The 18,723-nt window shown below is 69.2% G+C and carries 24 protein-coding genes, 1 other RNA gene and 1 pseudogene; 18 read left to right on the top strand and 8 right to left on the bottom strand.

Going from position 1 to position 18,723, the window contains the following annotated elements; translation table 11 throughout:
- Window positions 1-89 precede the first annotated feature (89 nt).
- The 3 genes from OL599_RS22990 to OL599_RS22980 are packed head-to-tail and all read right to left on the bottom strand — an operon-like array spanning window position 90 to window position 2,612.
- Complete coding sequence (locus OL599_RS22990) at window positions 90-905, bottom strand: inositol monophosphatase family protein (RefSeq protein WP_264716404.1); 816 nt, start codon at window positions 903-905, stop codon at window positions 90-92.
- Window positions 906-934: 29 nt separating this feature from the next.
- Window positions 935-1,501 carry an elongation factor P gene (efp, locus tag OL599_RS22985; protein WP_264716381.1) on the bottom strand — a complete coding sequence of 189 codons (567 nt, stop codon included), beginning with the start codon at window positions 1,499-1,501 and terminating at the stop codon, window positions 935-937.
- A 49-nt stretch (window positions 1,502-1,550) separates the two neighbouring features.
- On the bottom strand, window positions 1,551-2,612 hold the full coding sequence (locus OL599_RS22980) for a lysine-2,3-aminomutase-like protein (RefSeq protein WP_264716380.1): 1,062 nt from the start codon (window positions 2,610-2,612) through the stop codon (window positions 1,551-1,553).
- A gap of 27 nt (window positions 2,613-2,639) precedes the next feature.
- Here OL599_RS22980 and epmA point away from each other — a divergent pair, with 27 nt between their 5' ends.
- Window positions 2,640-3,641 carry an EF-P lysine aminoacylase EpmA gene (gene epmA, locus OL599_RS22975; RefSeq protein WP_264716379.1) on the top strand — a complete coding sequence of 334 codons (1,002 nt, stop codon included), beginning with the start codon at window positions 2,640-2,642 and terminating at the stop codon, window positions 3,639-3,641.
- A gap of 52 nt (window positions 3,642-3,693) precedes the next feature.
- Window positions 3,694-4,059 carry a hypothetical protein gene (locus tag OL599_RS22970; RefSeq protein WP_264716378.1) on the top strand — a complete coding sequence of 122 codons (366 nt, stop codon included), beginning with the start codon at window positions 3,694-3,696 and terminating at the stop codon, window positions 4,057-4,059.
- A 93-nt stretch (window positions 4,060-4,152) separates the two neighbouring features.
- Here OL599_RS22970 and OL599_RS22965 read toward each other — a convergent pair whose 3' ends face one another.
- The 4 genes from OL599_RS22965 to OL599_RS22950 all read right to left on the bottom strand — a co-directional run bounded on the left by OL599_RS22965 (window position 4,153) and on the right by OL599_RS22950 (window position 6,740).
- On the bottom strand, window positions 4,153-4,467 hold the full coding sequence (locus OL599_RS22965) for a hypothetical protein (RefSeq protein WP_264716377.1): 315 nt from the start codon (window positions 4,465-4,467) through the stop codon (window positions 4,153-4,155).
- Between the two features lie 204 nt (window positions 4,468-4,671).
- A complete protein-coding gene (thiE, locus tag OL599_RS22960; RefSeq protein ID WP_264716375.1) occupies window positions 4,672-5,340 on the bottom strand; it encodes a thiamine phosphate synthase in 669 nt (222 codons plus the stop codon).
- Between the two features lie 5 nt (window positions 5,341-5,345).
- Entirely contained in the window at window positions 5,346-6,266 is a 921-nt protein-coding gene (locus OL599_RS22955) for a class I fructose-bisphosphate aldolase (protein WP_264716373.1), read from the bottom strand.
- A gap of 60 nt (window positions 6,267-6,326) precedes the next feature.
- Window positions 6,327-6,740, bottom strand: coding sequence for a hypothetical protein (locus OL599_RS22950; protein WP_264716372.1), 414 nt, complete (start codon window positions 6,738-6,740; stop codon window positions 6,327-6,329).
- A gap of 62 nt (window positions 6,741-6,802) precedes the next feature.
- On the opposite strand from OL599_RS22950, the gene OL599_RS22945 reads away from it, so the two are divergent.
- The 4 genes from OL599_RS22945 (at window position 6,803) to OL599_RS22930 (ending at window position 8,217) form a co-directional block, all read left to right on the top strand.
- Complete coding sequence (locus tag OL599_RS22945; protein WP_264716371.1) at window positions 6,803-6,997, top strand: hypothetical protein; 195 nt, start codon at window positions 6,803-6,805, stop codon at window positions 6,995-6,997.
- 162 nt (window positions 6,998-7,159) lie between these two features.
- Window positions 7,160-7,498 carry a cell division protein ZapA gene (locus tag OL599_RS22940; protein WP_264716370.1) on the top strand — a complete coding sequence of 113 codons (339 nt, stop codon included), beginning with the start codon at window positions 7,160-7,162 and terminating at the stop codon, window positions 7,496-7,498.
- 8 nt (window positions 7,499-7,506) lie between these two features.
- Window positions 7,507-7,661, top strand: a non-coding RNA gene (gene ssrS / locus OL599_RS22935) — 6S RNA.
- Window positions 7,648-8,217, top strand: coding sequence for a 5-formyltetrahydrofolate cyclo-ligase (locus OL599_RS22930; RefSeq protein WP_264716369.1), 570 nt, complete (start codon window positions 7,648-7,650; stop codon window positions 8,215-8,217). Before ssrS ends, OL599_RS22930 begins: the two co-directional genes overlap by 14 nt.
- Window positions 8,218-8,240: 23 nt before the next feature.
- Here the strand turns inward: OL599_RS22930 and OL599_RS22925 are convergent, their stop codons facing one another.
- Window positions 8,241-8,936, bottom strand: coding sequence for a hypothetical protein (locus OL599_RS22925; RefSeq protein ID WP_264716368.1), 696 nt, complete (start codon window positions 8,934-8,936; stop codon window positions 8,241-8,243).
- A gap of 108 nt (window positions 8,937-9,044) precedes the next feature.
- Here OL599_RS22925 and OL599_RS22920 point away from each other — a divergent pair, with 108 nt between their 5' ends.
- The 12 genes and pseudogenes from OL599_RS22920 to OL599_RS22865 form a co-directional block, all read left to right on the top strand.
- The gene (locus OL599_RS22920) at window positions 9,045-9,860 is read left to right on the top strand and encodes a TIGR00282 family metallophosphoesterase (protein WP_264716367.1); all 816 of its coding nucleotides are present in this window, start codon (window positions 9,045-9,047) and stop codon (window positions 9,858-9,860) included.
- Window positions 9,861-10,149: 289 nt separating this feature from the next.
- The gene (locus OL599_RS22915; RefSeq protein ID WP_264716366.1) at window positions 10,150-10,899 is read left to right on the top strand and encodes a YebC/PmpR family DNA-binding transcriptional regulator; all 750 of its coding nucleotides are present in this window, start codon (window positions 10,150-10,152) and stop codon (window positions 10,897-10,899) included.
- A 9-nt stretch (window positions 10,900-10,908) separates the two neighbouring features.
- On the top strand, window positions 10,909-11,415 hold the full coding sequence (ruvC, locus tag OL599_RS22910) for a crossover junction endodeoxyribonuclease RuvC (protein ID WP_264716365.1): 507 nt from the start codon (window positions 10,909-10,911) through the stop codon (window positions 11,413-11,415).
- Entirely contained in the window at window positions 11,412-12,011 is a 600-nt protein-coding gene (gene ruvA / locus OL599_RS22905) for a Holliday junction branch migration protein RuvA (RefSeq protein WP_264716364.1), read from the top strand. The genes ruvC and ruvA overlap by 4 nt, the downstream gene beginning before the upstream one ends.
- Window positions 12,008-13,045: a Holliday junction branch migration DNA helicase RuvB gene (gene ruvB / locus OL599_RS22900; protein WP_264716363.1), complete on the top strand. Its 1,038-nt coding sequence runs from the start codon at window positions 12,008-12,010 to the stop codon at window positions 13,043-13,045. Before ruvA ends, ruvB begins: the two co-directional genes overlap by 4 nt.
- Window positions 13,042-13,536, top strand: coding sequence for a tol-pal system-associated acyl-CoA thioesterase (gene ybgC / locus OL599_RS22895; protein ID WP_264716362.1), 495 nt, complete (start codon window positions 13,042-13,044; stop codon window positions 13,534-13,536). Before ruvB ends, ybgC begins: the two co-directional genes overlap by 4 nt.
- A 48-nt stretch (window positions 13,537-13,584) precedes the next feature.
- On the top strand, window positions 13,585-14,301 hold the full coding sequence (gene tolQ, locus OL599_RS22890) for a protein TolQ (protein ID WP_264716361.1): 717 nt from the start codon (window positions 13,585-13,587) through the stop codon (window positions 14,299-14,301).
- Complete coding sequence (tolR, locus tag OL599_RS22885) at window positions 14,302-14,823, top strand: protein TolR (protein WP_264716360.1); 522 nt, start codon at window positions 14,302-14,304, stop codon at window positions 14,821-14,823.
- A 38-nt stretch (window positions 14,824-14,861) separates the two neighbouring features.
- Entirely contained in the window at window positions 14,862-15,845 is a 984-nt protein-coding gene (locus OL599_RS22880) for a hypothetical protein (RefSeq protein ID WP_264716359.1), read from the top strand.
- 79 nt (window positions 15,846-15,924) lie between these two features.
- Window positions 15,925-17,343, top strand: a complete 1,419-nt coding sequence (tolB, locus tag OL599_RS22875; protein WP_264716358.1) for a Tol-Pal system beta propeller repeat protein TolB — start codon at window positions 15,925-15,927, stop codon at window positions 17,341-17,343.
- Between the two features lie 275 nt (window positions 17,344-17,618).
- The gene (gene pal / locus OL599_RS22870; protein WP_264716357.1) at window positions 17,619-18,086 is read left to right on the top strand and encodes a peptidoglycan-associated lipoprotein Pal; all 468 of its coding nucleotides are present in this window, start codon (window positions 17,619-17,621) and stop codon (window positions 18,084-18,086) included.
- Between the two features lie 172 nt (window positions 18,087-18,258).
- A pseudogene (locus tag OL599_RS22865) lies at window positions 18,259-18,723 on the top strand (hypothetical protein); the annotation flags it as partial.

Here is an 18,723-nt window from a genome sequence, read left to right as displayed (position 1 = left end):
TAGAGGGTCGCGCCGCGCTCAATCAAGCCCGGCGGGAATCGGACGCCACGGAAGCAGAATATCACGCCCCGGCCGGTCCGCGGGAACGTTCAGGTGTGACGCGCGCCGGCCGCCGCCACGCCGTCGGCCACGGCTTCGCGCAGCTGCGGATGCATGTGCGGGTTCGCTGCCACCACATTGCCGCCCTCGCGGGCGTCACCGCCGGCGGGGTCGGTCACGTAGCCGCCGGCCTCGCGCACGATCAGCAGGCCCGCGGCCATGTCCCAAGGCTTCAGGCCCAGCTCCCAGAAGCCGTCGTAGCGGCCCGCGGCCACCCAGGCGAGGTCCAGCGCGGCGGCGCCGAAGCGGCGGATGCCGGCGACCTGGGGCATGAGGGTGCCCAGCGTGCGCGCGAAGGCGAGCCGGTTGCGCGGCTCGACGGCGGCGAACGGGATGCCGGTGGCGAACACCGCCTCGCGCAGGTCGCGCCGGGCCGACACGCGCAGCCGCCGCTCGTTCAGGTAGGCGCCCGCGCCCTTCTCGGCCCAGAACATCTCGTCCACCGCGGGGGCGTAGACGACGCCCGCCATGATCTCCACGGTGCCGTCGGTCTGGCGCTTCTCCAGCCCGATGCTGATCGCCCAGTGGGGAATGCCGTGCAGGAAGTTGGTGGTGCCGTCCAGCGGGTCCACCACCCAGCGCCAGGTCCAGTTCTCCGAGCCGGAGGCGCCCGATTCCTCCATGAGGAAGGCGTAGCCCGGCCGGGCCTTGTTGAGGTCCTCGCGCAGGCTGTGCTCGGCGCGCATGTCGGCCTGGCTGACGAAGTCGCCGGGGCCTTTGACGCTGACCTGCAGCTGCTCCACTTCGTTGAAGTCGCGCAACAGCCGCTTCGCGGCGCGCTGCGCCGCGTTCTGCATCACCGTCATATGGGCGGAAAGGCGCTGGGCCATCGAACTCAGCCCTTGAAGCGCTCCACGTAGGAGGCGTCCTCGGTCCGCACCACGATCTTCTCGCCGCTTTCGATGAACGGGGGCACGGAGGTCTTCACGCCGTTGGACAGCACCGCCGGCTTGTAGCTGCTGGCGGCGGTCTGGCCCTTCACCACGGGATCGGCCTCGACGATCTGCAGCACCACCGTCGCGGGCAGATGCACGCCGACCACTTCACCTTCAACGAGGTCGACCTCGACCTTCATGTTGTCCTGCAGGAACGGCGCCTGGTCGCCCAGGATACCGACGGGCACCATGGTCTGCTCGAACGTCTCGGGATCCATCAGCACCAGGTTCTCGCCATCGGTGTAGGAGTAGATGGCCTCCTTGTTGTCGGTCATCAGCCGCTCGACCGTGTCGGCGGTGCGCCAGCGCTCGTTGGTCTTGTTGCCGGTCTTGAGGTCGCGCATCTCGACCTGGATGAACGCGCCGCCCTTGCCGGGCGTAATGATCTGCTGCTTCAGCACGGTCCAGCGACGGCCATCGTGCTCGATTACCTGGCCGGCACGAATCAGGTTCGCCTGCTGCTTCATCGGGCTCTCTCGGGAATTTTCAAAGAGGATAATCTAGGGAGCGCGGCTTCTAGACCGAAGCCGTTTCGGGGGCAAGGTTCGGGGCCAGACGATGGCGCACGCCCCAGGGGTCGCGCACGTGGCCGTCGGGCTCAAGGTAGTCCGGGCCCAGCGGCACCTTGCCGTGCCCGCCGGCGATATCGAGGACGTAGGTCGGCCAAGCCAGCCCGGTGACGCGGCCGCGCAGCCCGGCCAGCAGCCGGCGGCCCTCGGCGATCGGCACATGGAAACGCGCGGTGCCGGGGGCGGGGTCGAGCTGGTGCAGGTAGTACGGCTTCACCCGCGCCGCCAGCATGGCGCGGAACAGCGCCTCCAGCGCCGCCTCGCTGTCGTTGACGCCGCGCAGCAGCACGGACTGGCCGAGCACCGGCACGGCCTGGGCCTGCACCAGGCGGATCGCGGCGCGCGCGGCCGGGGTGAGCTCGCTGGCGTGGTTCGCGTGCAGCACCAGCCACATGGCCTTGTCGGTGGCGAGCGACTCCGCCAGCGCTGGCGTCAGGCGGGCGGGGTCGGCCACCGGCACGCGGCTGTGGATGCGCAGGATCTCCAGATGCGGAATGGCGGACAGCGTGTTGATAATGGAAGAAAGACGGCGCGGCGACAGCATCAGCGGGTCGCCGCCGGTGAGGATGATCTCGCGGATCTGCGGGCGCGCGCGGATCCAGTCATAGGCGGCCGCCAGCTCCGCCTCGGTGAGCAGGCCGCCATCCGGGCCGACATGCTCGCGGCGGAAGCAGAACCGGCAATAGACCGGGCAGACCAGCAGCGGCTTCAGCAGCGCGCGGTCGGGGTAGCGATGGACGATGCCTTTCACCGGCGACAATGCGTCGTCGCCGATCGGATCGGCCATCTCGTGCGGCGCGGTCACCAACTCGGCGGGGTCGGGGACGAATTGCCGACCGACAGGGCCCGCGGGGTCATCGATCAAGGCCCGCATCGCCGGCGTGATCGCCACGGCATAGCGCGCCTCGACCGCGGCGATGGCGTCGCGGGCGTCTGGCGCGATCAGGCCCGCGGCAATGAGGGCATCCGCGTCGCGCAGGAGACTGGGGGAGGGGGTGCCATCCGGCATGGCGGGCCGTGTAGTCTGCCCGGCATCATGTCGCAACCTCCCTGGCACCCCGAAAGCCTGGCTGCACGGCTGCCCTTCCTGCGGCGCCGGGCGCGCCTCACCGCCGGCACCCGCGCCTTCTTCGCTGCACGCGGCTATACCGAGGTGGAAACGCCCTATGCCGTGCCGGCTCCGGGCGAAGAGGTGCACCTGGCGGCCTTCCGCACCGAGCGCGTGACGCCAACCGGCGAGCGCCGGCCGCTCTGGTTGCATACCAGCCCGGAATTCGCCATGAAACGCCTGCTGGCGGGCGGCGCCGGGCCGATCTTCCAGCTCGCCCGGGTCTGGCGCAACGGCGAGGGCAGCGCCCTGCACGCGCCGGAGTTCACCATGCTGGAATGGTACCGCCCCGGCGCTTCCATGGCCGACCTGATTGCCGAGACGCATGCCCTGCTGCGCGCCGTGCTGCCGCCGCGCGTCACGTGCCGGGGCATTGCCGCCGACATCGACACGATCGAGATCCTGACGGTGGCCGAGGCGTTCGACCGCCATGCCGGTGCCGACCTGCTGGGCACCGCCGGCGACGCGCCGGCTTTGGCCGCGCAGGCGGGGGCCCGGCTGCGCGACGGCGAGGGCTGGGAGGACCTGTTCTTCCGCCTGCTGCTGGAGCGGGTCGAACCGGCCATCGGCCGCGAGCGCCCGACCTTCCTGACGCATTGGCCCGCCGCCCAGGCAGCGCTGGCCCGCCGCGACCCGGCCGACCCTCGTGTGGCCGAGCGCTTCGAGCTGTTCCTGTGCGGCATGGAGCTGGCAAACGCCTTCGTGGAACTCACCGACCCGGCCGAGCAGCGCGCCCGCTTCCTGGAAGACCGGGCCCGGCGCCGCACCCTGTATGGCGACGAAGGCTGGCCGCTCGACGAGGATTTCCTCGCCGCCCTGGAGCATGGCATGCCCGCGAGCGCCGGCATCGCGCTGGGCTTCGACCGGCTGGCGATGATCGCCGGCGGCGCGGATCGCATCGACCAGGTGCTCTGGCTGCCGTCCCCGTGAGGAACGCCTGTCGCGTCACGGACGTCTATACTCGCACCGGTTCGGAGGATTCATGCGCCTGCTGCTGGCCGCCCTGATTGTCGCGTCGTCGCTGCTGGCCGGCTGCGCCAACATGCTGGCGCAGCGCCAGGCGTTCCTCAGCCAGTTCATCGGCAGGCCCGAGGCGGATCTGGTGCGCGAACTTGGCGTGCCCACGCGCAGCTTCGACACCAGCGGGAGGCGCTTCCTCGCCTATGTCGACCGCCGGGTGGAACTGCTGCCGCCACCGCCGATGTGGGGGCCGTGGGGGCCCTGGGGCCGCTTCGGCTATTATGGCGGATTCCCGGCCGAAGTGGTCGAGCTGGTCTGCGAAACCACGTTCGAGATCGCGGACGGCACGGTGCGGTCCTTCAGCCTGCGCGGCAATGCCTGCGGCTGACGGTTTCGGCGCGATCCCCGCAGCCGCGGACGGTCGCGCGGGCTGAGGCAGCAGGCGGGGCGCCCCACCGGCGCCTCCGCCTGTGCACGGCCGTCAGTGCCCGGCGATGCTGCGCCTGTGCGCCTCTGCCGCATGCTGGTCCTGTGGTTCCGCGGAACAGACGGCTTGCTCGGCGTTATCGAAGAATTCGGCGATGGCATCGCGCAGCGCTTCCATGAGCTGCGACTGCTGCCCCGTGCCGGGGGCGCCCGCCTGGACATTGCTGATGGCCTGCAAAGCGAGACGCTTTCGGGTGCTCAGCCATCGCTGCGGGTCGTCGGTGCGGATGGCATGGCGGGTGACCATATGGCCGACAACAGTTTCAAGGGCCATCAATCGAGCGGACAGTTCCGAAATATCAGTCGTCATTCTCTTGTCCCTTCGAGCCGATAGTCGGCAAAGAGATATCAAGAAACGGTCTCCCGCTCCATGGCGAAACGAGTATTAAATTTCCGATACATCCCGACAATGTGACATCGGAACACTTTTCATACCATGTTGGTATGAAATCGTTGCTGCTAACGGCGTTATTAGTTCAACAGTTTGCGCGCTCTGGCCACGCGACTGCGCGATTTATTGTGCGCTCGCCCTGCCGTCGGCCGCGGCGACGATCGCCGCGTTCATCGCACGCACCCCGGCCGCTGCGCCGTCCGGGTGGTTCCACACGGCGCCGACAACGGCGAGGAAATCCGCGCCCGCGTGAACCAGCGGGGCGCAATTGGCAGATGTGATGCCGCCGATCGCCACGCAAGGGAGTTCCATCAGTTCGGACCACCAGCGCAGGATCTCCGGATCGGCGCGGGTCGAGGCATCCTTGGTCGTGGTCGGGAAGAAGGCGCCGAAGGCCACGTAATCCGCCCCGTCCTCGCCGGCGGCCATGGCAAGGTCGCGGCTGTCGTGGCAGGTCACGCCCAGAGTGAGGTCGCCCAGGATCTTGCGCGCCGCCGCCGCCGAAGTGTCGGTCTGGCCGACATGGGCGCCGTCGCAGCCATGCGCCACCGCCAGATCCGGGCGGTCGTTCATCAGGAAGGCCACGCCGCGCGATTGCGCCACCGGGCGCAGTGCATCGATGGCGCGCCGCAGTGCGTCGTCGGGCGCATCCTTCAGCCGCAACTGCACGGCCGCGACATCGCCGGCGTCGAGCGCGGACGCCAGCGTGTCACGGAATCCGGCCAGCTCGATGGCGGGCGGCGTGATCAGATACAGCCGGCACGATCCGGCTTCCTGGGCGCCGCCCGCCATGCGCGTCAGGCCCGGCCCTGGTAGATCTCGATGATCTTGCCGAGCATGGCCAGCGCCTCGGCCTTCGGGCGCTGGAAGGTGTTGCGGCCGATGATGCTGCCGCAGGCGCCGCCGTCGCGCAGGCCGCGGACCTCCTCGAACAGGCCCTCCAGGTCCTTCGCCTCGCCGCCCGAGAACACCACGATGCGCTTGCCGGAGAACGTCGCCTGCATCACGTGCTCGACCCGCTTGGCCAGGGTGGAGATGTCGATCTGCTGCGCCTCGTAGACCTTCTTCGCCGCCGGCAGGCTCAGATGCGCGGTCGGCGGCTTCACCTTGATGATGTGGGCGCCGAGCAGGGCGGCCATGTGCGCGGCATAGGCGCAGATGTCGATCGCCGTCTCGCCGGCCTTGTCCAGGTCGGGGCCGCGCGGATAGCTCCACAGCACCACGGCCAGGCCGGCGGACTTCGCCTCGTCGGCCAGTTCGCGGAACTCCTCCATCTGCTCGAAGGCGTATTCGCTGCCCGGGTAGATGGTGAAGCCGATGGCCGCGCAGCCCAGGCGCAGGGCGTCGTTCACGCTGCCGGTCACGGCCTGGTCCTTGGCCCCGGCGAGGCTGTTCGAGGAGTTCAGCTTCAGGATCGTGGGGATCGCGCCGGCGAAGGTGTCCGCACCCGATTCGATCATGCCCAGCGGCGCGGCATAGGCGGACAGCCCGGCCTCGATCGCCAGCTGGAAGTGGTAATGCGGGTCATAGGCCGCGGGGTTGGGCGCGAAGCTGCGGGCCGGCCCGTGCTCGAAGCCCTGGTCCACCGGCAGGATGACCAGCTTGCCGGTGCCGCCGAGCTTTCCTTCCATGAGGATGCGGGCGAGATTCGCCTTCGTGCCGGGATTGTCGCTCTCGTACCAGTCGAGAATCTTTTTGACGCGCTGGGTGATCCGCATGAGTGCTTCCTCTGTGGCCGGTCGTCTGCGCAGCACGAAGCTGCCGGTGATGCCGGGCTCCTAGCCCAGCCGTACATTGTTGTCACCCCGGAGCCATACGGATAGGAGCCGCGCGGCGCCGGGCTGAGCGAGGTCCAGTGAAGCGGGACGATGTGGCAGCACGGTGGCACCCAGCGTGCCGGCGGCCGCGGCAACGGCAGGGAAGGCGGGGCAGGCGGGATCGAGGATCAGGCCGCGCTGGCCGATGCGCAGTGCCGCCATGGCGCGCCCGGGCGCATCGCCGCAATCCAGCAGGTCGGTGCCTTGCGTGCCCGGAAACTCCATGCGGGCGGCCGCCACAAGCGCCCGCCACCAGCCGCATCCCGCATACAGCGCCGCCCCCGGCGCGGACAGCAACGTGACCGGCAAGCCGGGCCGCAGCGCCGTGCGGGCGTGGTCCAGGCCGTGGACGATGATGGCGGGTGGTGAGAACATGCTTGACGTTCAAGTCTCTGACGGGTTGAAACTCAAGTTCCACGGGAACGGCGGAGGGTTGCTTGGCACCGAATGACGACCCGGAAGACGCCGCCGCACGGCTGGAACAGGCCCTGGAGCGGATCGCGCAACTGGCTCATCGCCGGCAAGAACAGGCTGCCGGCCACGAGTCGGCCGACACGACCGCCGAAATCGCGGCACGGCTGGACACGCTGATCGCCCAGTTGCGCTCGGCGCTCGGCACGACGGATACCTAATCGCTTGATAATGGCGGCTGCAACACGTGCTGGTTGAATCAGGCTGCCAAACCATTATCAGTGGCCTGTCCCGGTCAGCATTATACGTCCGAGTCCGGGACGCCCGAGTCCGGGTATTCAGACCACGGGCGCCCAGGCCCGGCGCGCAGAAAGGAGGCCGAGTTGGCCCAGGTCACCGTCAAGATCAACGGCTACACCTACACCGTCGGCTGCGAGGACGGGCAGGAAGCGCATCTGATGGCCATGGCGGCCCAGGTCGAGAACCGCATCGAGAGCATCAAGGCGCTCGGCAGCAGCTCCGGCGAGGCGCGGCTGCTGGTGCTGGCCGCGTTGCTGATGGCCGACGAGCTGCACGACATGCGCATCGAGGTCGAGGGCCTGCGCAACACCGCCACCCGCCCGGCCGCGAAGCCTGCCAAGGGCGAGGCGGACGTCACGCGCAAGATCAGCCGGCTGGCCGCGCGCGCGGAACAGATTGCAGCCGACCTCGAGCATCCCTAAGTATGGGAACGGAGCTGCCCGGTGCGTCAGGTAATTCATCCCCAGGGCCAATAAGCAACTCCCGGGAGCTGGCTCTGTCGTGATCCTGGTCACGGTACCCGGCGCCCACCTGCTCACGCAGGCCTTGGGAGGATGAGACGCCAACGGCCATGGCGGCTCCACCTATTTCCGCGATCGGCACGCTGAAGCAGGCGGCGAGGGAACGAGCCCTCGCCGCCCGCGCCGGCTGCGACCCCGCCTGGGGGGCGCCGCTGGCCGAGCACGTGCTGGCCGCGTGCCCGCCGCCACCCGGCGCGGTGGTATCCGGCTTCTGGCCGATGGACGGCGAGATCGACATCCGCCCGCTGCTGGAGGCGCTGCACGCGCGCGGTCACGCCGTGGTGCTGCCGGAAACGCCCAGGCGCGGCAATCCGCTGATCTTCCGCCTGTGGCATCCCGGCATGGAGATGGTGCAGGAGCGTTTCGGCACGTTCCGGCCCACCGGCGAGCCCCGCACGCCGGATGTGCTGTTCGTGCCCCTGCTGGCCTTCGACCGGGCCGGGCGACGCCTCGGCTATGGCGGCGGCTTCTACGATCGCACTTTGGCGGGCCTGCCGCGGGCGCGGGCCATCGGCTGCGCCTTCGCCGCCCAGGAAGTCGACGAGGTGCCTGCCACGGATCACGACGCACGGCTGCACGCCGTGGCCACCGAGCGCGGCGTGATCACCTGCCGGCCGTAAGGCCCAGCTCAATAAAACGCAGTTCAACCCTGCGGCCGAAAGCGCGCCACCTGCATCAATTCGGCGATGTTGCGTTCCAGTTCCGCCGCGGGCAGATGGAACAGCGCGGCCATGCGCGCGAGATGGACGCGCATCTGCGGCGTGAGCGGCATCCCCTGGCGCGGCGAGGAGACGCCGCAGAGCTTCAGCAGGACGATTTCGTCGATGCCGCGCGGCCGGCCCGGCCTGCCGATGCCGCCGCGCGTGCGCGATCCTTCGTAGCCGCCGCCATGCGATACGTTGATGAAGCTGGGCAGCAACACCATGCGCACCCAGGGCAGCGCCATGCTGCGGGCGCGGGCGCGGTTGAACAGGTGATCGACATGGTACGTCCGCGGCAGCGACGTCAGCGTGAGGTTGTGATGCGCGCCCAGGAAGCGGACATAGTCGCTGCGGTAGTTGTCGTTGTCGACATGCGCCCACAGGAACGCATAGTCGAGGCTCGGGCAGAGCTGCACCACGGCATGGCCGGGCCGGCTACCGGGCAGTTCGATGAGCTGGATGGGGTGACGCTGCCGCAACGGCGTCGGCGTCGTTCTCAGCACATGCCAGTCGGGAATGGCGCAGTACGGCGGCACCTGCACGCCGCCCATCACGCCGTTCGGATACAGATATTCGCCCAGCAGCGCCGCGCGCTCCTGCGCCATCACGTCCTCCGGCGAGACGGCAAGCCGTGTCATGCTGCCCGCTTGTCGGCGGCGGCCCCGCAGGGCAATGTGGGATTTCCCTTAGTACCCTGAGGCCGCGCAGATACGCGCCCGGCCTCCCATAAGCATGAATCCGGATTAATGCGCATCTTGTTCCTGGGCGACGTGGTCGGACGATCCGGCCGAGAGACCGTTGCCGAAAGCCTGCCACAGCTACGTGTTTCACTGCGTATCGATCTCGCAATCGTGAACGCCGAGAATGCCTCGCACGGTTTCGGCCTGGCGCCCGAGATGGCGCGCGAGCTGCTGACGGCGGGGGCGGACGTGATCACGCTGGGCAACCATGCCTGGGACCGCAAGGAGATCATTCCCTTCATCGCCGACAGCCCGCGGCTGATCCGCCCGCTGAACTTTCCGCCGGGGACCCCCGGCACCGGCAGCGCCCTTATCGAGCTCGCCGACGGGCGTAAGGCGCTGGTGATGAACGCCATGGGGCGGCTGTTCATGGACCCGCTGGACTGCCCGTTCCGGCTCACCGCCATCGAGCTTTCCAGGTACAAGCTGGGCAGCACCGTCTCCGCCATCGTGGTGGACTTCCATGCCGAGGCCACCAGCGAAAAGATGGCGTTCGCCCACAGCTTCGATGGTCAGGTGAGCCTGGTGGTGGGCACCCATACGCATTGCCCCTCCGCCGACCATCAGATCCTACCGGGCGGCACCGCGTTCCAGTCCGACGCCGGCATGTGCGGCGACTATGACAGCGTGATCGGCATGTCCAAGGAAGGTGCCGCCAGCCGCTTCTGGCGCAAGATGCCCGGCGAACGCCTGCAACCCGCCGAAGGCGAAACCACCATCTGCGGCCTGTTCGTCGAAACCGACGACGCCACCGGCCTCGCCACCCGCGTCGAACCCCTGCGCCTGGGCGGCCGCCTGTCGCAGACCATGCCATCGGTGTAGAAACCGCGGCATGTCGGGAGTTGGTGCGAGAAGGAAGGAAGGCCAGGGCTCTGCCCTGGACCCGCCAAGGGGCAGATGCCCCTTGGATCCCAGGACTTGAGTGGTGTTGAGGAGAGGGGGCCGACCGTGCGGTTGCAAACCGCTCCGTAGGCCCCCTCTCCTCAACACCACTCCAAAGTAGCGGGTTCTAAGGGCTCCGCCCTTAGCGGGGTCGAGGGGCAGAGCCCCCGCCTTCCTTCTTCTCCGCCCCACCCCCGACACGTCACAGTTTTCACACCGAGGAGCGGCCATGGCGGGCCATTCGCAGTTCAAGAACATCATGCATCGGAAGGGCGCGCAGGATGCGAAGCGTGCCCGGATGTTTGCCAAGATCATTCGCGAGATCACGGTATCGGCGCGCAGCGGCCTGCCTGACCCGGCGGCGAATCCGCGGCTGCGGGCGGCGGTGGCGGCGGCGCGTGAGGCGAACATGCCGCGTGACACGATCGAGCGCGCGATCAAGAAGGCGACCGGGGCGGCCGGCGGCGAGGACTACGCCGAGGTGCGCTACGAGGGCTACGGCCCCGCCGGGGTTGCGGTGATCGTGGAGGCGCTGACGGACAACCGGAACCGGACGGCGTCGGACGTGCGGTCGGCATTCTCCAAGCATGGCGGGGCGCTGGGGGAGACCAACTCTGTTTCTTTTCTGTTCTCCCGGCTCGGCGTGGTGCGCTATCCCGCGTCGGCGGCGAGCGAGGACGGGATGCTGGAGGCGGCGATCGAGGCCGGGGCGGACAATGTCGAGAGCGGGCCGGACGGGCACGAGGTGACGACGTCGGTGGACAGTTTCTTCGCCGTCCGCGACGCGCTGGAGAGCCGGTTCGGCGTGCCCGAATCAGCGAAGCTGGACTGGCGGCCAACCACGACGGTGACGCTGGACGAGGAGAAGGCGGGGGCGCTGATGAAGCTGCTGGACGTGCTGGAGGACAATGACGACGTCCAGAGCGTCTACGCCAATTTCGACATCCCCGACTCCGTGCTGCAGAAGATGTCGGCGTAAGGAGCGGTATTGGTTCGTCTGCTGGGCATCGATCCGGGCTTGCGCTTCACCGGCTGGGGGCTGCTGGAGGCCGACGGCAACCGGCTGCGCCATATCGCCGACGGCGTGATCGCAACCGACGGGGAGGCCAGCGTGCCGCAGCGGCTGAAGGCCTTGCACGACGCGCTGGCGGCGATGATGACCGAGTTGCGGCCGGACGAGGCGGCGGTCGAGGAGACCTATGTGAACCGCAACGGCACGGCGACGCTGAAGCTCGGCTATGCCCGCGGCGTGGCGCTGCTAGCGCCGGCGCTGCTGGGCATTCCGGTGTCCGAGTATGGCGCCATGGCGGTGAAGCAGGCGGTGGTCGGCACGGGTGCGGCGGCGAAGGAGCAGGTGCAGATGATGGTGCGGCGCCTGCTGCCGGGGGCCACGATCAAGCGCGCCGACGCCGCGGACGCGCTGGCGGTGGCGATCTGCCACGCGCATCACCGCGCCAGCCGCAACCGCTGGGCGGCCGGGACGCGCATGGCATGATCGCGAAGCTGACGGGACGCATCGAGGCGCTGGAGGCGGATCGCTGCGTGGTGGACGTGAACGGCGTCGGCTACCTGGTGTACGCCTCGACCCGCACCTTGTCCGCGCTGCCGGCGGGGGCATCGGCGTCGCTGCTGATCGAGACGCAGGTACGCGAGGATGCCATTGTTCTTTATGGATTTTCCGAGTCGGCCGAGCGCGAGTGGTTCCGCCTGCTGACAACCGTGCAGGGGGTCGGCGCGAAGGTCGCGCTGAACATCCTGTCGGCGCTGTCGCCGCGCGACCTGATCGCCGCCATCCAGGCCGGCGATCGCGGCAGCCTGACTCGGGCGCCGGGGGTGGGCGCGAAACTGGCGGTGCGGCTGCTGACGGAACTGCGCGAAAAGGCCGGTGCGATGCCGGCTGGCGTGGGGTTCTCGCCGGTGCTGCCGGCGCCGGTGGGCGGGGTGGAGGCGGATGCGCTGTCCGCACTGGTGAATCTCGGATACCGCCGTCCGGAGGCGCAGTCTGCGGTGGGCCGGGTGCTGGAACGGCTGGGCGATGAGGCGGCGCTGGATGCCGTGATCCGCGACAGCCTGAAGGAGCTGGCCCGTTGAGCGACGACCGCACCGTCTCTCCGGCCCGCGCCGAGGAGGATGCCGCCGAGGCCAGCCTGCGGCCGCAGAGCCTGGCGGAGTTCATCGGCCAGAAGGCCAGTCGCGAGAACCTGGCGATCTTCATCCAGGCGGCGCGCGCCCGCGGCGAAGCGCTTGATCATGTGCTTCTTCATGGCCCGCCCGGACTGGGCAAGACCACGCTGGCGCAGATCGTGGCGCGCGAATTGGGCGTGGGGTTCCGCGCCACGTCCGGCCCGGTGATCCAGCGCGCCGGCGACCTCGCGGCGATCCTGACCAACCTGCAGCCGCGCGATGTGCTGTTCATCGACGAGATCCATCGGCTACAGCCGGCGATCGAGGAAGTGCTGTATCCCGCGATGGAGGATTTCCAGCTCGACCTCATCATCGGCGAGGGGCCGGCGGCACGCAGCGTGCGCATCGACCTTGCGCCGTTCACGCTGGTCGGGGCGACCACGCGCGCCGGGCTGCTGGCGACTCCGTTGCGAGATCGTTTCGGCATTCCGCTGCGCCTGGTCTTCTACACGGCGGCGGAGCTGGAGCTGATCGTCGCGCGCGGCGCGCAGAAGCTCGGCTTCAACCTGACCACCGAGGGCGCGTCGGAAATCGCCCGCCGTTCGCGCGGAACGCCGCGCATCGCCGGCCGGCTGCTGCGTCGCGTGCGCGATTTCGCCCATGTGCAGGGCGCCGGCCCGGTGGATCGCGTGGTCGCCGACGCGGCGCTGACGCGGCTGGAGGTGGACCGGCTGGGGTTGGACGCCATGGACCGCCGCTATCTCCGTCGCATGGCCGAGCACCATGCCGGCGGTCCGGTCGGGGTGGAGACGCTGTCGGCGGCGCTGGCCGAGGCGCGCGACACGCTCGAGGAGGTGATCGAGCCGTACCTGATCCAGGAGGGCCTGATCCTGCGCACCAGCCGCGGGCGCATGCTGGGCGAGCGCGGCTGGCGGCATCTCGGCCTGGCGCCGCCGGCGGGGACGCAGCCGCAACTCGATCTGCTGGCGGAGGATGAATGATTTTTCATCCCACGGCCTCGGTCCACGACGGCAGTCACCATTATCCTGTCCGAGTCTACTATGAGGATACGGATGCCGGCGGTGTCGTCTATCACGCCAATTACCTCCGCTTCGCCGAACGTGCCCGCACCGAGGCGCTGCGCGATCTCGGCGTTCCGCACGCGGAAATGACATCGCAGTATGGCCTTATGTTCATGGTGCGGCGCGTCAAAGTGGATTATCTCGGGCCCGCGCGGCTTGACGATTCGCTCGTCGTGATCACACAGCCGCTGGCGATCCGGGCGGCATCGACCGATCTGCGCCAGCGATTCGTGCGGATCGGCGAGGCGGGGCGCGATCTGGTGTCGCTGGAGATCCAGCTTGCCTGCGTGCGCCTGTCGGACCAGCGTCCGGCGCGGGTGCCGGCACGCTGGCGGGATGCACTGGTGCGGCTGCGTGACGCAGGCGCGCCGGAGGACGGACGCGAAGTTGCCCCCGTCGGGGCACAATGACGCCACGGTCGGACCGGAAGGTCGGACCTCGGGTGAGGGGATAGAGCAGTGGACCGTGCGGTCGATGCAGTGAATCTCGGCGCGGCGGCGGGCGACCTGTCGCTGTGGGGCCTGTTCATGCAGGCCGATATCGTCGTGAAGCTCGTCATGTTCATGCTGATCGCGGCGAGCGTGTGGGTATGGGCGATCGTGTTCGAGAAGGTGACCTCGTTGCGGCGCGCGAACCGCAGCGCGGATGCGTTCGAGGACCGGTTCTGGTCCGGCGGCAGCCTCGATGAGCTGTACGAGGAAGAGGGCGAGAAGCCCGAGCACCCGATGGCTGCCGTGTTCGGCGCGGCCATGGCGGAATGGCGCCGCAGCGCCCGCGCCGCCGGGGCCGACGTGGCGCGCAGCGGCATGCGCGACCGGGTGGAGCGCTCGATGACCGTGACGATCCAGCGCGAGATGGACCGGATGGAGCGCTGGATGGTGTTCCTGGCGTCGGTTGGCTCCACCGCACCGTTCATCGGCCTGTTCGGGACGGTGTGGGGCATCATGCACAGCTTCTCGGCCATCGCGGCCATGCACAACACCAACCTCGCCGTGGTGGCGCCGGGCATCGCGGAAGCGCTGTTCGCCACCGCGATCGGCCTGGTGGCCGCGATTCCCGCAGTGCTCGCCTACAACAAGATCAGCACCGACCTCGCCCGTTTCGCCGCGCGGCTGGAGGGGTTCAGCACCGAGTTCGGCGCCATCCTCTCGCGCCAGAGCGAGGAGCGCGCCTGAATGGCCGCGTCGCTGCAAGGCGGGCGCGGGAAGGGCGGCCGCTACCGGCCGCTGGCCGAAATCAATGTGACGCCGCTGGTCGACGTCATGCTGGTGCTGCTGATCATCTTCATGGTCACGGCGCCGTTGATGAGCAGCGCCGTCAACATCGACCTGCCGAAGGTGGCCGCGACGCCGATCAGCCAGGACAGCGAGCCGCTGAAGGTGCAGGTGGACGCGCAAGGCAACGTGTTCCTGCAGGACGAGCCGACGCAGCTGCCCGAGCTGGTGGCTAGGCTGCAGGCGATCGCCAAGGACCAGAAGGACCGGCGCATCTTCGTGCGCGGCGACAAGGGCAATTCGTACGGGCGGATGCTGGAGGTGATGTCCACCATCATCCAGGGCGGCTTCACCAAGGTGGCGCTGATGACCGATCCCAGCGGCGCCACGACCCAGGCCACGACGCCGTCCGTGCCCGCCGCCGCGCCGGGCCAGCCGGCGCCGCCGGCGCGTCCTGCCCCGCGGCCCGCGGGCCGTAGCTGAGCTGGGGTGCGGCCGCACGGCATGGCTGAAGGCAGGACATGAGTCCGGAGCTCAAGCGCGGCGCGGCGATATCGCTGGCGGTGCATGTCGTGCTGGTGGTGGTGTTGCTGGCCGGCATCACCATCATTCGTCCGCAGGACGAGCAGCCGCCGATGGACGTGGAACTGGCCATGGATACGGGCCAGCAGCCGGACAACGTGACCAAGGCCGATCAGGCCAACCCGACCCCGGCCGCGCAGCAGACGGCCGAGGCGGTGAACGCGCCGCCGGCCGTCGAGCCGCCGAAGAACACGCCGAACGAGCCGCCACCCCCACCGCCACCCCCGCCGCCGCCGCCACCGCCGCCACCGCCGACCCCCACGGAGGAGCCGCCGCCGCCGACCCAGCAGCCGCCGCCCCCGCCGCCGGCGGAAGCGCCGCCGACGCCGATTCCGCCGCCGCCTCCGCCGCCCCCGGCACCACCGGCGCCGCCGCAACCGCCGCCGCCCACGCCACCGCTGCCGCTGCCGCCGCCGCCGGCGCCACCGAGCTCGACCAGCCAGCCGAACGTGACCAAGAACCCGGCGCCGGACAGCAAGGAGCTGGAGAACACGATGGAGAAGCTGCGCGCAATGCAGCGGCAGACCCAGCCGCCGACGGCGCGCGCCAATCCGGTGCAGGGCGGCGCGCCGCAGACGGGCGGCAATCCGCGCGGCGACATCACGGCGACGCTCAGCGCCGCCCAGCGTGGCGCCATCGGCGAGCGGGTGCGCGAATGCTGGACCCGCGATGCCGGCGCGCTCGATGCCGACAAGATGCAGGTGATGCTGACGGTGACAGTGGATGACGGCGGCACCGCGCGCATCGCCGAGGTGGCCGACCAGGACAAGGGCCGTGTGGCCGGCGACCCGCGGCTGCGGGCCTTTGCCGAACGCGCGGTGCGCGCGGTGCTCAATCCGCGCTGCGGCAACAACATGGTGCCCACGGACAAGCTCGTGAAACTGGGCACGCCGAACAGGCTCACGTTCCGCTTCAGCCCATAGTGTAGATTGGGTTTGTGCAGACGGGGCTTGCGTATATCGGCCTCGAGTAGACTATCCCCTGAAGCTGACAGGTGTATCCATGACCAATGAAGCCGGCGAGACCATGAGCAATTTCATCAAGCCCCCCTCGACCCAGCGATTGATCGGCCGGCGTGGGTTGGTGGCAGGAACGGCGGGCATCCTGGCGGCTCCGGCCATCATTCCGGGCGCCGCGCACGCGCAGGCGCCGGCCGCGCCGAACAGCGCCGTCATCGACGTGAACCGCGCCCGCACCGACCCGATTCCGGTGGCCATCCCCAACCTGGTCGGCTCGGGCGGCGACGCCGACCGGCTGGGCCGCGACATCTCCGGTGTCATCACCAATAATCTCGTGCGGTCGGGCCTGTTCCGCCCGATCGACCCGGCCGCCTTCATCGGCGGCGCGGCCAATGCCGGCGACGTGCCGAACTTCCAGAACTGGAAGGCGATCGGGGCCCAGGCGCTGGTGACCGGCAAGGTCGAAAGCCAGGGCGGCGACAAGGTGCGCGTGGAGTTCCGCCTGTGGGACGTGCTGCCGCAGCAGCAGATCCAGGGCACCGCCTACACCACCACGCAGTCGAACTGGCGGCGCATCGCCCACATCATCAGCGATGTGATCTATGAGCGGCTGCTGGGCGAGAAGGGGTATTTCGACACCCGCGTCGTCTATATCGCCGGCTCCGGCCCACGCGACCGGCGCGTGAAGCGACTGGCCATCATGGACCAGGACGGCGAGAACAACCGCTTCCTGACCGATGGCGGGTTCCTGGCGCTGACGCCGCGCTTCCATCCCACCCGCGACCAGATCGCGTTCATGAGCTACGTGAACGACAAGCCGCGCGTCTACCTGTTCGACCTCGGCACCGGCCGGCAGCAGATGCTGGGCAATTTTCCCGGCATGACGCTGTCACCGCGGTTCAGCCCGGACGGCAACAGCGTGATCATGGCGCAGACCAACAGCGGCGGTTCCGACATCATGCTGGTCGGGCTGAACGGCGGCGGCGCGCGGCGGCTGACGGATTCCGGGGCGATCGACGTCTCTCCCTGCTTCAGCCCGGACGGCACCCAGATAGCCTTCAACTCCGACCGCGGCGGCGATCAGCAACTGTATGTGATGAATGCCGACGGCAGCGGCGTGAAGCGCATCAGCTATGGCCGCGGCCGCTACGCGACGCCGGTGTGGTCGCCGCGCGGCGACCTGATCGCCTTCACCCGGATCGGGGAGACGTTCGCCATCGGGGTGATGCGCCCGGACGGGTCGGGCGAGCGCATCCTGTCGGAGAGCTTCTATTGCGAAGGGCCGACCTTCGCGCCGAACGGGCGCGTGATCATGTTCTGGCGCGAGACGCCGGCGCGCGACAACCGCGGCAACGGCTTCTCGGCCCGACTCGTCTCCATCGACATCACCGGCTTCAACGAGCGGGCGGTCAGCACGCCGACCGACGCCTCCGACCCTGCATGGTCCCCGTTGCTGCAGTAAGACGTGCGCCTGGACGTGTCATTTCGGAGCGAATTTGCGTGAACATGGAAGATATGTGGCATCCGGGTAACACGAGTTCTTGACCACCTCATTTCAACGGGTTAAGCGCTGTCCGTGTTATGCGGACAGCGCGTCCTCCGGGGCAATCGCTTCGCTGGAGCCGCCTTCGCTGCTTTGCCTGGGCTAAACCTTATCTTGATCTTGCTGATGGCTACGCCTGAACCGCCCGCAGGGGCACAACACCGCTGCTCACCACTACCAGGGACGCAACAGTTATGAACATCAAGATTCTTGGCGCTTTCGCCGCAGTGGCGCTGCTGGCGGCGTGCTCCAATACCGAGACGCCAACCCCCACCCCGTCCGCTCCCGTGACGGCCGGTCCGGTCCCGGGCAGCCAGGAAGACCTGGTCGCGAACGTTGGCGACCGCGTGTTCTACGACTTCGACAAGTCGGCCCTGAAGCCGGACGGCAAGGCCACTCTGGACCGCCAGGCCGCGTGGCTCGCCAAGTGGGCGCAGAACAACGTGCAGGTTGCCGGCAACGCTGACGAGCGTGGCACCGAAGAGTACAACCTCGCGCTCGGCCAGCGCCGCGCCAACGCCGCCCGCGACTACCTGGTGGCCAAGGGCGTTTCCAGCGGCCGCATCACCACGATCAGCTATGGCAAGGACCGTCCGGTCGCGCTCGGTTCGAACGAGCAGGCCTGGGCGCAGAACCGCAACGCCATCACCTCGGTCCGCTGATACAGCGTGAGGTCATGAGGACCGGCCGGGTATCCGGCCGGCCCGCCGGCCGCAAGGCCGGCACGGCGTGACGAAAATGAAACCGGCGGCCGCGAGGCTGCCGGTTTCTCTTTTTCGACTGTTCGCCTAAGTAGTCCGGCAGAACGCGTTGGCGTGACCGGAGGAGTTCCGCATGAGATTTGTGCTGGCCGGCATTCTGGCCCTGCTGCCCGTCCTGGGCGCGCTGCCCGCCCAGGCGCAGGTCGAGAGCCGCGAGGGGATCGCGCTGCAGAACCAGATCCTGGAGCTGCGCCGCGATGTGCAGTCGCTGCGCGATCAGATCGGGCGCGGCGGCGGCAGCTCGGCCCTCGGATCGTCGCGCAGCAGCACGCCGGCGCCGGGCGGCGGCGGTGAGATGACCGCCGCGCTGCTGGACCGGGTGACGCGGCTGGAGGACGAGGTGCGCCAACTGCGCGGCCGGGTGGACGAGGCCGACAACGCCCGCCAGCGCCAGGGCGAGGACCTTGGCAAGCAGATCGAGGACCTGAACTTCAAGATCGACAACGGCACCGGCCGCCCCGCCGGCGCCGCGCGCCCGGCGCCCGGCGCCGCACCGGCGCAAAGCCCGCCGGCGGGCTCGCTTGGCGCCGCCGCTGCG

The organism is Limobrevibacterium gyesilva, assembly GCF_025989185.1.
GTDB classification, from domain to species: Bacteria; Pseudomonadota; Alphaproteobacteria; order Acetobacterales; family Acetobacteraceae; genus Limobrevibacterium; species Limobrevibacterium gyesilva.
The sequence above is the reverse complement of the archived record's forward strand: the minus strand, read 5'-3'. Positions and strand labels throughout refer to the sequence as shown.